The sequence below is a fragment of the Pseudoxanthomonas sp. SE1 genome, assembly GCF_029542205.1.
Classification (GTDB): Bacteria; Pseudomonadota; Gammaproteobacteria; order Xanthomonadales; family Xanthomonadaceae; genus Pseudoxanthomonas_A.
On sequence record NZ_CP113783.1, the window covers coordinates 2407716 to 2421860 of the forward strand.

At 66.1% G+C, this 14145-nt stretch carries 7 protein-coding genes and 1 pseudogene; 7 read left to right on the plus strand and 1 reads right to left on the minus strand.

All coding sequences use genetic code 11. From position 1 onward, the window contains the following. Positions 1 to 61 precede the first annotated feature (61 nt). The 3 genes from OY559_RS11415 to OY559_RS11425 all read left to right on the plus strand — a co-directional run bounded on the left by OY559_RS11415 (position 62) and on the right by OY559_RS11425 (position 6524). The gene (locus OY559_RS11415; protein WP_277726377.1) at positions 62 to 1252 is read left to right on the plus strand and encodes an OprO/OprP family phosphate-selective porin; all 1191 of its coding nucleotides are present in this window, start codon (positions 62 to 64) and stop codon (positions 1250 to 1252) included. Between the two features lie 215 nt (positions 1253 to 1467). Next, positions 1468 to 3684, plus strand: coding sequence for a methyl-accepting chemotaxis protein (locus OY559_RS11420; RefSeq protein ID WP_277726378.1), 2217 nt, complete (start codon positions 1468 to 1470; stop codon positions 3682 to 3684). 248 nt (positions 3685 to 3932) lie between these two features. After that, on the plus strand, positions 3933 to 6524 hold the full coding sequence (locus OY559_RS11425) for a Cache 3/Cache 2 fusion domain-containing protein (protein ID WP_277726379.1): 2592 nt from the start codon (positions 3933 to 3935) through the stop codon (positions 6522 to 6524). Positions 6525 to 6745: 221 nt separating this feature from the next. Here the strand turns inward: OY559_RS11425 and OY559_RS11430 are convergent, their stop codons facing one another. Next, positions 6746 to 7066, minus strand: coding sequence for a hypothetical protein (locus tag OY559_RS11430; protein WP_277726380.1), 321 nt, complete (start codon positions 7064 to 7066; stop codon positions 6746 to 6748). A gap of 300 nt (positions 7067 to 7366) precedes the next feature. Between OY559_RS11430 and OY559_RS11435 the strand changes: the two genes are divergently transcribed. From OY559_RS11435 to OY559_RS11450, 4 genes and pseudogenes are all read left to right on the plus strand, one after another. Beyond that, on the plus strand, positions 7367 to 8146 hold the full coding sequence (locus tag OY559_RS11435; protein ID WP_277726381.1) for a flagellar brake protein: 780 nt from the start codon (positions 7367 to 7369) through the stop codon (positions 8144 to 8146). 173 nt (positions 8147 to 8319) lie between these two features. Next, positions 8320 to 11025 (plus strand): methyl-accepting chemotaxis protein, encoded by a 2706-nt coding sequence (locus OY559_RS11440; protein WP_277726382.1) that lies wholly within the window; start codon positions 8320 to 8322, stop codon positions 11023 to 11025. Between the two features lie 96 nt (positions 11026 to 11121). After that, complete coding sequence (locus OY559_RS11445; protein WP_277726383.1) at positions 11122 to 11610, plus strand: chemotaxis protein CheW; 489 nt, start codon at positions 11122 to 11124, stop codon at positions 11608 to 11610. A gap of 225 nt (positions 11611 to 11835) precedes the next feature. Then, positions 11836 to 14031: pseudogene (locus tag OY559_RS11450) on the plus strand (methyl-accepting chemotaxis protein); the annotation flags it as partial. Positions 14032 to 14145 lie beyond the last annotated feature (114 nt).

The following is a 14145-nucleotide window of genomic DNA, read 5'->3' on the forward strand; positions in this document are numbered from 1 at the left end:
GCACGCGGCCTTAGACTGGCTGCGACAGGCGGGCGCTTGCCCACACCCAGCAGGTAAATCCATGAAGTACTTGTCCACCCTCGCCCTGGCCCTGATGGCCATCCATGCCAGCGCCCATGCGGAAGATGCCGGCACCAAGGCCACTGCATGGCCGCCGAAGATCAGCTTCGCCGACGGCACCGAACTCAGCCTGGGCGGCAACCTGCAATACGACATCAACCGCTTCTCCGGTGAGGGCTACAACGGCGCGGCGCTAGAAGACGACGATGCATGGCGTCGCCAGGAGCTCGGCGTGACGCTCAAGCGCAAGGGGGTATACGACTTCGGCGCGACCTTCGACTTTCAGGCCAAGACCTGGAGCGACGTCGCCCTGCGCCTCGAAACCAAGGCGCTGTTCGGCCGCGACGCCGGCAAGCTGCGTATCGGCCAGATGAAGCTGCCGCTCGGCTTCGAGGGCAACACCGGCACGCGCCACGTCTCGATGATGGAGCCGTCGCTGCCCACGCAGGCGTTCTACCAGGGCCGCCGCAGCGGCATCGACTGGGCGTTCGAGCGCACGCACTACATCGCCAACGTCGGCTACTTCTTCGAGTCCGACCTGCAGGGCAACAACAAGGGCGACACGGCGGCGTTCCGCCTGGCGTGGACGCCGCGCAAGGCGGCCGGCGACGTGCTGCACCTCGGAATCGCCGGTTCGCAGGAACGTCCCGACAGCGAGGTCAACGGCCTGGGCGCCACCGTGTATCCCAGCGTGCGCTGGCGCGCCAAGCCCGAAGCGTCACTCACCGGTGTGCGCCTGGTGGACTCGGGCACGCTCACGCGCGTGGACCGCATCGAGCGTACCGCCCTGGAAGCGTTGTGGATCCACGGCCCGTGGTCGCTGCAGGGCGAGTACCTGCGGCAGGAGACCACGCGCGAGTTGGGACTCCCCTCGTACTCGGCCGATGGCGGCTACGTGCTGGGCAGTTGGCTGGTGACCGGCGAATCGCGCAGCTACAGCGGCGGCAACGTCAGCAACCCCAAGCCCAAGGGCAAATACGGCGCATGGGAGCTGCTTGCCCGCTACAGCCGCATCAACCTGGACAGCGACGGCATTGCCGGCGGCCGCGAACACAACTGGACGCTGGGCGCCAACTGGTATCTGACGCCCTACTTCAAGTTCCAGGCCAACTACGTGAAGAGCGATGCGACGCGCGGCGCGTTCTCCGCCGACCCGTCCGTGTTCCAGCTGCGCGCACAGATGCACTTCTGAACCTGCTTTCCGCATCGCCTGCGCAGCCGGTCACGGTCTGCGCGGGCATGCCGTCGACATGCAGGTAAGCGCGCTTACCTTTCCGCCGAGCGGTCATCAAGAACGGTCATATTCCGCCGTTACTCGGGGAGAGACACCGCACCAAGGGCATGGACCGCCACAGCATCAGCCTGATGCACTGGCCCCACCTACTGAACTCTACCGAGACCGCCTTCATGTTCAAACACCTCAAGATCGGCAAGCGCTTGGCCATAGGCTTCGCCGTGCTCGTTCTGCTCATCGTCGCCACCGGGGCGTTCTCCGCGCAGCGGATGGGGGTGGCCCAGGACGTGGTGCTCGACATCACCAAGAAGGAAGTACCGGCCATCCGCGACCTGGGCCGCATGGCGACCATGCTGGCCGAATACCGCGTCAGCGAGCGCGGCCTGGTCGCCGGCTACGAGGATCCGGAAAAGGTCGCCGAATACACCGGCGAGCTGATCGCGGGTGGCAAGGCCTTCGACGAGCTTGCCAAGGCGTATGGGGCCGGCCTTTCCGACAAGCAGGAGCAGGCCCTGCACCAGGAGATGACGGCAAGGGCCGCGCTGTACTTCGAGAACAGCCGCCGGCTGATCGAGTCGGTCAAGGTCGGCGACCTGACGCCTGCCAGTGGCGCCGGCGACCTGCGCCAGGCCACCGCCGACGCCGTCGCGCGGATGCTGGAAGCGAAGATGAAGGAACTGGACCAGGCCGTGGCGGCCCAGGAAACGGGCTACAGCACCAACATCAAGGCCATCGGCCTGCTGGTGGCGGTGGCCTTGATGCTGGCCATCGCGGCTGCAGTGCTCATCACCCGCTCGATCGTGCGCCCGATGGCCGAGGTCATGAGCGTCGCCGACGCCGTGGCGCGCGGCCAGCTGGATCGCCAGATCATCATCGACGACCGCAGCGAGCTCGGCGACCTGCTCGGCTCCATGCAGCGCATGCAGACGCAGGTGAAGGCGGTCATCGCCGCCCAGAGCGAAATGGCGGCGCGCCATGACGAAGGCCGGATCAGCTACCGCATCGACGACAGCGCCTTCCCCGGCGAGTACGGCCGCATGGTGCGCGAGACCAACGCACTGGTCGCCCAGCATATCGGCGTGAAGATGCGCGCCGTGGAAGTGATGCGCCGCTACGCCGTCGGCGACCTGTCGGAGGACATGGACCGCCTGCCCGGCGAAAAGATCGTCATCACCGAAGCGATGGACATGTGCAAGGCCAATCTGTCGGCGATCAATGGCGAGATCAAGCGTCTGGCTACCGCCGCCGCTTCCGGTGACTTCACCCATCGCGGCGATGTCGACAAGTACCAGTACGACTTCCGCGACATGGTGGAAGGTCTGAACCGCCTGATGGAAACCACCGACGGCAATCTGGCAGAAGTATCCGAACTGCTGCAGGCCATCGCCCGCGGCGACCTGACCGCGCGGATGGAAGGCGACTTCCATGGCGTGTTCGCCACCATGCGCGATGACGCCAACGCCACCGTCGCCCAGCTGACCGACATCGTCGGCGGCATCCAGATGGCGGCCACCAGCATCAACACCGCTGCCGGCGAGATCGCCTCCGGCAACAACGACCTGTCCCGCCGTACCGAGCAGCAGGCGGCCAACCTGGAAGAAACCGCCGCTTCGATGGAGGAACTGACCTCCACCGTGCGCCAGAACGCCGAATCGGCCCGCCAGGCCAACCAGCTCGCCATCGGTGCGGCATCCGTGGCCTCGCAGGGCGGCGATGTGGTCGGTCGCGTGGTCACCACGATGACCGACATCGAACAGTCGTCGAAGAAGATCGCCGAGATCATCTCGGTCATCGACGGCATCGCCTTCCAGACCAACATCCTGGCGCTCAACGCGGCCGTGGAAGCCGCACGCGCTGGCGAACAGGGCCGCGGCTTCGCCGTGGTCGCCTCGGAAGTCCGCACGCTGGCCCAGCGTTCGGCCAATGCCGCGAAGGAGATCAAGGGCCTGATCGAGAATTCGGTGGACAAGGTGTCCGACGGTTCCAAGCTGGTGAACCAGGCCGGCGCGACGATGGCCGAGATCGTCGCCAGCGTGCAGCGCGTGACCGACATCATGGCCGAGATCTCCGCCGCCTCGCAGGAACAGTCGGCCGGCATCGAGCAGGTCAACCAGACCATCACCCAGATGGACGAGACCACCCAGCAGAACGCCGCACTGGTCGAAGAAGCCACCGCCGCCGCCCGTTCGATGGAAGAGCAGGCCGGTGCGCTGACGGAGAGCGTGTCGGTGTTCAAGCTGCATGCCACCGTCAGTACCCCGGTCCGCCAGGCCATTGCAGCGGCGGCGGTCGCACCGCGGCAGGTAGCCACGCCCAAGGCCGTGGCCCGCAAGCCGGTTGCGCGCAAGCTCGAACCTGCCCTCGCCGACGGTGACTGGCAGGAGTTCTGATCGCGCATCGCAACACGCGGCAGAAGCACCCTGCACGGCCCGGACTTTCCGGGCCGTGCCTGTCTGGAGCGCCCAACTCGCGCAAGTATCTGCATTTACCGTTCGTCGGGGAAATCCCCACAAGGGCTCAATGACCCGGCTGTAACGCCGATATCGGTTCAGCCTCCATCACGACATGCCCTGCCCCCATGAATCGACTTCAGCGCCTTTCTCTCGGCAGTAAGCTTTCCCTCCAGGTCACGCTCGCCGTGGCCGTCGTCCTCACCCTCCTCGCTGTGATCGTGCAGCGGCAATCCAGTCGCGCCATCGAGGCGCGTGCACTGGGCGACCTCGACGTCGCGGCGCAGGTGATGCTGGAATCCATCGCCCTGTACGACAACACCCTGACCGACGCCACGCAGCGGATGGCCAGGAGCTTCCGCGCGGCACTGCCTCCGGGCGACGTCTCGGTCGATGCCGCACGCACCACGCCGATCGGCGACTTCGAGGTTCCCGAACTGCGTTTCGGCACGCAGGCGATCAACCTGGACTTCGCCACCGTCGACCGCTTCACCGAGGCCACCGACGTTGTCGCCACTCTCTTCGTGCGCCAGGGCGATGATTTCATCCGTGCCACCACGTCGCTGCGCAACACCGAAGACGAACGCGTCATCGGCACCGCGCTGGACCACAAGCATCCCGCCTACGCCCTGATCCTCCAGGACAAGCCCTACACCGGCCGCGCGCGCCTCTTCGGCCGCGACTACATGACCCACTACGAGCCGCTGCAGGATGCGGAAGGCAACACCATCGGCATCCTGTTCGTCGGCCAGAACTACGGCGACGGCCTCGCGGCGCTGAAGGACAAGCTGCGCAACACGGCGCTGGGCGAAGCGGGCTATTTCTTCGTGGTGGATATCGCCGAAGGCGAGCACCACGGCAAGTTGGCGGCGCATCCCGCCAGCCAGGACGCGCTGTATTCCTCGGTGGTGGACGCCGACGCCGTGCCGGAGATGAAGGCCCTGCTGGCGCAGGACCATGGGCACGCGGTGCTCGACATCGCGCCCAAGGCCGGAGAAGACGCCGTGCCGGCGCTGGTCGCGGTGAAGCAGTTCGCCCCGTGGAAGTGGGCGCTGGTGGCGGTCGAACCGCGTTCCACCGTGCTGGCTTCCAGCCATGCGTTGACGGTCATCATCCTGCTGCTTTCGCTGCTGGCACTGGTGGTCATCGCGACGCTGGCCTGGTTCGGCGTGCGTCGCGTGGTCTCGCACCCGTTGCGCGGCGCCGTCGCCATCGCCGAGGCGGTGGCGGCCGGCAAACTGGACAGCCGCATCGACACCTCGCGCCACGACGAGGTCGGCCAGCTGCTGTCCGCCATGCACCATGTGCAGACCCAGGTGGTCTCCGTGATCAAGGCACAGACCGAGATGACGCGACGACACGACGATGGCCAGATCAGCCACCGCATCGACGACAGCGCGTTCCCGGGCGAGTACGGCCGCATGGTGCGCGACACCAATACGCTGGTGGCCTCGCACATCGCGGTGAAGATGCGCCTTGTTGAAGTGATGCAGCGCTATGCCATCGGCGACCTGTCGCTGGACATGGACCGTCTGCCCGGCGAAAAGGCGGTGCTGACACAGACGATGGACGCCACCAAGGCCAGCCTGTCGGCCATCAACGGCGAGATCAAGCGCCTGGCGCTGGCCGCGTCCTCCGGCGATTTCAGCCAGCGGGGCGATGTCGACAAGTACCAGTACGACTTCCGCGAGATGATCGCGGGACTCAACCAGCTGATGGAGACCACCGACGGCAACCTGGTCGAGGTGTCCGAGCTGCTGCAGGCGATCGCACGCGGCGACCTGACCGCGCGCATGGAAGGCGACTTCCATGGCGTGTTCGCCACCATGCGCGATGACGCCAATGCCACCGTCGCTCAGCTGACCGAGATCGTCGGCGGCATCCAGATGGCGGCCACCAGCATCAACACCGCTGCCGGCGAGATCGCCTCCGGCAACAACGACCTGTCGCGCCGTACCGAGCAGCAGGCGGCCAACCTGGAAGAGACCGCCGCTTCGATGGAGGAACTGACCTCCACCGTGCGCCAGAACGCCGAGTCGGCCCGCCAGGCCAACCAGTTGGCCATCGGTGCAGCATCGGTCGCCTCCCAGGGTGGCGAAGTGGTCGGTTGCGTGGTCACCACGATGACCGACATCGAACAGTCATCGAAGAAGATCGCCGAGATCATCTCGGTCATCGACGGCATCGCCTTCCAGACCAACATCCTGGCGCTCAATGCAGCGGTGGAAGCCGCACGCGCTGGCGAACAAGGCCGCGGCTTCGCGGTGGTCGCATCGGAAGTCCGCACGCTGGCCCAGCGCTCGGCCAATGCGGCCAAGGAGATCAAGGGTCTGATCGAGAACTCGGTGGACAAGGTCGCCGAGGGTTCGGCGCTGGTGAACCAGGCCGGCACGACGATGGGCGAGATCGTCGCCAGCGTGCAGCGCGTGACCGACATCATGGCCGAGATCTCGGCGGCCTCGCAGGAACAGTCGGCCGGCATCGAGCAGGTCAATCAGACCATTACGCAAATGGATGAAACCACCCAGCAGAACGCTGCGCTGGTCGAAGAAGCGACTGCTGCCGCCCGTTCGATGGAAGAACAGGCCGGTGCGCTGACCCAGAGCGTGTCGGTGTTCAAGCTGCAGGCCAGTGCAAGTGCTCCGATCCGCAACGCCATCGTGGCCGCTGGCGCAGCCCGGCAGGTGGCGGCACCCAAAGTTGCAGTCCGCAAACAGCCCACACGCAAACCGGAACCCGCGCTTGTCGACGGAGATGGCGAGGGCTGGCAGGAGTTCTGAGCGGTTCGTATGAAGCAGCCCGCAACAAGCACACGGCCAGGAAATTCCGGACCCTGTGCTTGCACGCGGAGCAACGAAACCCGTGAAGACTCACCCTGTAGGATGGGTTGAGCCGTAGGCGATACCCATCGAGCACGTGGTGCCTTCATCACGATGATGGGTATCGCTCCGCTCAACCCATCCTACGCGCTAAATCCTGGTAACTTCGAAAAGCAGGAAGATTAATCTTCGAAATATGGATCCCCGTCCAGAAAGAACAAGTCGTACTTTTGGGTCAAACTTCGAAGAACTTGATCAACGCTGACTGCAAGTTGCAGTGCATGCAACGCATCCGCACCCTTAACTTCATAGTTGAGGTGCGGGAAAACGTCAAACACCACTTTGCAGCCAAACAGTCCAAGCCAACCGTTTGACGAAAACCTCTCATCGTCAAGCAGACGCGGCTGCATGATCTCTACTTCAAGAACTCCCTTATGGCTCCCATTCTTCTCCGAGAAGGCAATGCTCCGGGAGGCGATTGTGTAATCGGATTCTTTGCTCACTGATAGCCCATGCACTGCATATAAGAAATTCTAGATATAAGAAACTCTAGCCGCATTAATACATCTAATCCCTTCCTGCCCGCTCAGACTGCTGAAGGGGGAAGACGACAAGCCGGGTAAGTAAATTTACGTCCCACCAACCCTCTCACAATAGGCATCCCTCCCGATCGGCAGCTACGCCACCAAGGGCCCGATCCGTCGGCCTCCATGCCGCACGCATCCAGCCCTCCCCCTAAAGATGCTGCACCCCACGCCGATACAGCCTGTGACGCCTTCCCTGCCCAGATGCTTCACGCCCGCATGACCGAGCCCAGCGACGCCCCTCTGGCCGATCCCGTCAGGTACGACGAAGAAGAAAAGTACCTGGTGCATGGCGAATACGAGATCCGGCAGATCCTGCAGTCGCTGATCGCCAAGCGCGCGCTCGTCAGTGGTTGCGCGATGCCGCGCAACCACACCTTCCCCACCTCCATCATCGAGGTGCTGGAGGACGAAGACGGCGTGCTGATCGACGGCAGCGCATCCGAGACCATCAACCGCAGCATCGAGGAAGCGAGCCACGTCACCTGCGTGTCGCGACTCGACCGCATCCACGTGCAGTTCAAGCTCTACGACCTGCAACGCGTGCAGAAGGACGGCCAGGTGGCGTTCCGTGCCTCGCTGCCGGAAAGCATCCTGCGCCTGCAGCGACGCGAGTTCTACCGCCTGCAGGTGCCGGTGACCCAGCCCATGGAGTGCGCCGTCGCCGAGCGTCATCCCGATGGCGAGATCACCTACCGCAATTACCGCGTGCTGGACATCAGCGGCGGCGGCATCGCGCTGGCCGTGCAGGCCGAAGAACCCACGCTTCGCCCCTACAAGGAATTCCCCGGCAGCCTGCTCCACCTGCCCGACAGCGGCCCGCTGTGCGTGCGCCTGATGGTCAAGAGCCTGCACCGCCAGCTCAGCCAGAACGGCACCGAAAGCTGGCGCGCCGGCTGCCAGTTCACCGACATGCCGCGCGGCGGCGATGCGCTGATCCAGCGCTACATCTTCCGGCTGGAACGCCAGCGCAGTGCCCGCGAACGCGGCGCGGCGTGACCTGCATCGAACTTCCGGCCGCCGCCCGTCGCCCGTGAGCGGCATCCGCTCAACCTTGCGCCTTCGCCGCCGATACCCCGCGTAACACCCCTGCGGTGCGGGCGCGGCAGCGCACCACCGCCACCATGCCGCAGGTGTCGCAAGCCGTACCGTCCAGTCCGCACGAGGCCAGCATGTCATCCATTCCCTCCCGATCCACCTCCCGCAGCATCGCCACGCGCGTGATGTTCGGCACCGCCGTGGTGGCCCTGCTCGCCTTCGGCGTTGCCGCCGCGGCAAGCTACCTGCGCAGCAGCCAGGCGTTGCTGGCCGGGGCGCGGGCCACCATGGAGGGCCTCGCGAACCAGGAGGCGCAACGCATCTCGGGCGAACTCACCCGCGCCTTCGATGGCAACGACGCGCTCGCGCATGCGCTGCTCGCCCAGCGCGCAGGCGACGGCATCAGCCGCACCGCCGCCAGCGCCATCTTCAAGCGCCAGTTGGAAGCGCACCCGGAATGGGTCGGCGTCGGCACGTTGTGGGAGCCGGATGCCTTCGACGGCAAGGACGCGGACCACATGGCCGCCGAAGGCCACGACGACACCGGTCGCTTCATGAGCTACTGGGCCTGGAGCGATGGCGCTCCCCTGCAGGAAGCCCTGCGCGACTATGAAGTCCCCGGTGCCGGCGACTGGTACCTGCGCCCGCGCGAGCTCAAGCGTCCGGTAGTCGCCGAGCCCTACACCTACAAGATCGCCGGCAAGGACGTGCTGATGACCACGCTGTCGACGCCGATCCTGCAGGACGGCGACTACCTCGGCGTGATGACCGTGGACTTCGCCCTGCAGTCGCTGCAGGAACGCATCGCGAAACTCACCCCGATGGATGCCGGCTTCGTCCGCCTGCTCACGCCCGCCGGCGTGGTCATCGCGGACAAGGATGCCGCCTCGGTCGGCAAGCCCTATGCCGGCGCCCACGCTGCCGACGTCATCAAGCAGGTGGGGGCCGGCAAGCCGGTGTTCCGCGAGGCCATCGATGCCGCGGGCGAGACCGTGATGGAAGCCTACGTACCGCTGCAGATCGGCGCCGCGCACGAGCACTTCGCGCTGGGCGTGGTGGTGCCGCGTGCGGTGCTGATGCGCGAAGCGCGCGCCGTGCTCTGGACGGTGGTCGCGGTCGGCGCGCTTGGGGCTGCGCTGCTGTGCGGCGCCGTGTTCTGGTTGCTGCGCCGCCAGGTCGGTGTTCCGCTGGCCCGCGCCGTGCGCGTGGCCGACGATATCGCCAGCGGCAAGCTGGACAGCCAGATCGATGTCGGGCGCGACGACGAGATCGGCACCCTGATGAAGGCCATGCGCAGCATGCAGGGCAACCTGCGCGAGCGCATCGAGCGGGACGCCGTGGTGGCGAAGGAAAGCCTGCGCATCCGCACCGCGCTGGAGGACGTGACCACCAACGTCATGATCGCCGACGCCGACCGCACCATCGTCTACGCCAACCGGCCGCTGATGAAGATGCTGGCCGACGTCGAACAGGACCTCCGGCGCGACCTGCCCGCCTTCGATGTGCGTACCGTCATCGGCAGCAGCATCGACATCTTCCACAAGAAGCCCGAGCACCAGTCGCGCATGCTGGCCCAGTTGCAGGGCACCCATCGCGCGCAGATCAGCGTGGGCGGCCGCATCATGCAGCTGATCATCAACCCCGTGACCGATGGCGAAGGCCAGCGGATCGGCTACGTGGTCGAATGGGCCGACCGCACCAACGAGGTGATGGTCGAACAGGAAGTCACCCGCATCGTGCAGGACGCGGCGCGGGGCGACCTGAGCGGGCGCATCACCGAAACCGGCAAGCAGGGCTTCCTGCTGGCGCTGTCGCAGCAGGTGAATGGCCTGCTGGCGACGATAGCGGGCAGCGTGGACTCGGTTTCCGGCGTACTGCGTTCGCTGTCGAAGGGCGACCTGACCGCGCGCATGGAAGGCGACTTCCACGGCGTGTTCGCCACCATGCGCGATGACGCCAACGCCACCGTCGCCCAGCTGACCGACATCGTCGGCCGCATCCAGGACGCCTCGACCAGCATCAACACCGCCGCCGGCGAAATCGCCTCCGGCAACAGCGACCTGTCGCGCCGCACCGAACAGCAGGCCGCCAACCTGGAAGAAACCGCCGCCTCGATGGAGGAACTGACCTCCACCGTGCGCCAGAACGCCGAGTCCGCCCGCCAGGCCAACCAGTTGGCGATCGGGGCTGCGGGCGTCGCTTCGCAGGGCGGCGAGGTGGTCAGCAAGGTCGTCAGCACCATGACCGACATCGAACAGTCGTCGAAGAAGATCGCCGAGATCATCTCGGTCATCGACGGCATCGCCTTCCAGACCAACATCCTGGCCTTGAATGCCGCGGTGGAAGCCGCCCGCGCCGGTGAGCAGGGCCGTGGCTTCGCCGTGGTCGCATCGGAAGTCCGCACGCTGGCCCAGCGCTCGGCGAATGCGGCCAAGGAGATCAAGGGCCTGATCGAGAACTCGGTGGACAAGGTGGCCGATGGCTCGGCCCTGGTGCACCAGGCCGGCGCGACGATGGGCGAGATCGTCGCCTCGGTGCAGCGCGTGACCGACATCATGGCCGAGATCTCCGCTGCCTCGCAGGAACAGTCGGCCGGCATCGAACAGGTCAACCAGACCATCACCCAGATGGACGAGACCACCCAGCAGAACGCCGCACTGGTCGAAGAAGCCACCGCCGCCGCGCGCAGCATGGAAGAACAGGCACAGGCACTGGCCGAGGCCGTCTCCACCTTCCGGCTGGACGGCCACGGCCGTGTCGCGCGGCTGGTGCACGAGCGCGTCACCCGCATCGCGGCCGGCACCGCGCCGCGGGGCGTTACCGAACCGCATCCGTACTGACCCCTAAAGAAACCCGTCCCGGGGCCGATCTAGGCCATGACAGGTTCCGTCCCGGGAACCCCGACACCTTCACCGGCTGCAACAGGAGCCCGACGAATGAGCGACAAGAAGACCCAGGCCGCGGCGAGCGCGGACGAGTTCCTCAGCTTCACCCTGGGGGACGAGCACTACGGCGTGGACATCCTGAAGGTCCAGGAAATCCGAGGCTACGACTCGGTGACCCGCCTGCCGGACGCACCGGACTACATCAAGGGCGTCATCAACCTGCGCGGCACCATCGTGCCGGTGATCGACCTGCGCCTGAAGCTGCGCCTGAAGGAAGCGCGCTACGACGCCTTCACCGTGATGATCGTGCTGAACGTGGAAGACCGCGTGGTCGGCATCGTGGTGGACAGCGTGTCGGACGTGATCGCGCTGAACGCCGAGCAGATCCGTCCCACGCCGGAATTCGGTGCCAGCGTCGATACCCGCTTCATTTCCGGCATCGGCACGGTGGACGAACGCATGCTGATCCTGCTCGATATCGAGACGCTCATCGACAGCGCCGACCTGGGTCAACCGGTGCCGGAGCAGGTCGCCGCCTGACGCACCGCGTTCACGGTACGCACCCTGCATTTCCCCGGGGACCGCAGGCCGCAAGGCCTCCGGTCCCTTTTTCTTGCGCGGCCCCCGCCCCTGCCGTGCCACGCCTTTCGTCGTAGGGGCGCGAAAAACACTGAAATTCGTCCATCCGCGGCCGCTATCACCTACGAAGGCATTCCGCCCCGCATTCCGTACGCACAGGCCCCACCTGTCGCCAGAGACCCCGCCATGACGTTCAACGCCAAGATCGCCGCCCTGCTCTCCAACCTGCCGCTGAAGCGCAAGTTCCTCATCCAGACCGCACTGGTTGCCATCGGCACCATCGGCCTGGCGGTGGTCGCGGCGCGCATGCAGTACCTGGATCTCACCGGGACGCGGCAGGCGGGCCTGAAGGCGCAGACGGAGATGGCGCTGGGGGTCATCGAGGGATATGCGAAACAGGTGGAAGCCGGCACCCTGGATGAAGCCCAGGCGAAGGAAAGCGCGCTGGCCACGCTCGCCTCGATGCAGGCGAACAAGGGCGTGGACTACTTCTTCGTCACCGACGAAGCACCGACCATGCTGATGCACCCTACCCGTCCCGATCTGATCGGCAAGCCGCTGGATGATGTGCTGAGTCCGGACGGCAAGCGCATCTTCCCCGAGTTCGTCCGCGTGGCGCGCGCGGGCGGCGGCCATGTCGACTACAGCTGGGCCAAGGCCGGCGAAGAAGACCCCGTGCCGAAGACCTCGTATGCGGCGCTGTACCAGCCCTGGGGCTGGGTGATCGGCACCGGCGTCTATATCGACGACACCCAGGCACAGGCGCTGCAGTTCACCTTCATCATGACCATCGCCGGCGGCCTGCTGGTGTTGCTGAGCATGGCGATCGGCTGGGTGATCGGCCAGTCGGTGCTGGAACCGGTCTCGCGCGCACTGGCCGCCATCAAGGGCGTCTCGCGTGGCGACCTGAGCGTGCGCACCGGCCACCACGGCCGCGACGAAGTCGGCCAGATGCTCAAGGCCACCGACGAAATGGTGCACATGCTGGAACGTTTCTCGCAGGAAACGCATGTGATGATCCGCCTGCACGAAGCCGAAGACATCGGCCATCGCATGCCGGAGGATTTCCCCGGCGTGTACGGCGAACTGGCGGGCGGCATCAACACGATGATGTTCGAGCACCTGGATGCCTTCCGCGATGCCATCGGCATCCTGGAACGTTACGCCAGCGGCGACCTCAGCCAGGATGCGCGTCGCCTGCCCGGCACGCGCGCGTTCCTGCATGAAGCGATGGACGCGGCCAAGCAGAGCCTGCTGGCCATCAACGCCGAGATCAAGCGCCTCGCACAGGCCGCCGGGGCCGGTGATTTCAGCGCCCGCGGCGACGAAGCGCGCTTCCAGCACGACTTCCGCCAGATGGTGCAGGGCCTCAACGCCATGATGGCGACCAGCGACCGCAACCTGGCGCAGCTGTCCGCCCTGCTGCGCGCGATCGCCGATGGCGACCTCACGGCCCGGATGGAAGGCGACTTCCACGGCGTGTTCGCCACCATGCGCGATGATGCCAACGCCACCGTCGCCCAGCTGACCGAGATCGTCGGCGGCATCCAGATGGCGGCCACCAGCATCAACACCGCTGCCGGCGAGATCGCCTCCGGCAACAACGACCTGTCGCGCCGTACCGAGCAACAGGCGGCCAACCTGGAAGAGACCGCCGCTTCGATGGAGGAACTGACCTCCACCGTGCGCCAGAACGCCGAGTCCGCCCGCCAGGCCAATCAGTTGGCCATCGGGGCCGCCGGCGTGGCTTCACTGGGCGGCGACGTGGTCGGCCAGGTGGTCACCACGATGCGCGACATCGAACAGTCGTCGAAGAAGATCGCCGAGATCATCTCGGTCATCGACGGCATCGCCTTCCAGACCAATATTCTGGCCTTGAACGCGGCGGTGGAAGCCGCACGCGCTGGCGAACAGGGCCGCGGCTTCGCGGTGGTCGCTTCCGAAGTGCGCACCCTCGCCCAGCGTTCGGCCAATGCCGCGAAGGAGATCAAGGGCCTGATCGAGAACTCGGTGGATCGCGTGGCCGACGGCTCGGCGCTGGTGAACCAGGCCGGCGCGACCATGGGCGAGATCGTCGCCAGCGTGCAGCGCGTGACCGACATCATGGCCGAGATCTCGGCGGCTTCTCAGGAACAGAGCGCCGGCATCGAACAGGTCAACCAGACCATCACCCAGATGGACGAGACCACGCAGCAGAACGCCGCACTGGTCGAAGAAGCCACCGCCGCCGCCCGCTCGATGGAAGAACAGGCCGGGGCGCTGACCCAGAGCGTGTCGGTGTTCAAGCTGCAGGCCAGCGCAAGCGTCCCGGTCCGCCAGGCCATCGTGGCCGCTGGCGCGCCGCGGCAGGTGGCGGCACCGAAGGCTGCAGTCCGCAAGCCGGTCGTGCGCAAGCCCGAACCTGCCCTCGCCGACGGTGACTGGCAGGAGTTCTGAGCCGCCGGGCGCACCCGGCGTGCGCCCCTTTCCGTGATCGCCTTCAAGTAACCCGGACTC

Bases quoted from the DNA above. Each gene is read 5' to 3' on its own strand.
- OY559_RS11415 (WP_277726377.1), top strand. From the start codon at position 62: ATGAAGTACTTGTCCACCCTCGCCCTGGCCCTGATGGCCATCCATGCC.
- OY559_RS11420 (WP_277726378.1), top strand. From the start codon at position 1,468: ATGTTCAAACACCTCAAGATCGGCAAGCGCTTGGCCATAGGCTTCGCC.
- OY559_RS11435 (WP_277726381.1), top strand. From the start codon at position 7,367: ATGACCGAGCCCAGCGACGCCCCTCTGGCCGATCCCGTCAGGTACGAC.
- OY559_RS11440 (WP_277726382.1), top strand. From the start codon at position 8,320: ATGTCATCCATTCCCTCCCGATCCACCTCCCGCAGCATCGCCACGCGC.
- OY559_RS11445 (WP_277726383.1), top strand. From the start codon at position 11,122: ATGAGCGACAAGAAGACCCAGGCCGCGGCGAGCGCGGACGAGTTCCTC.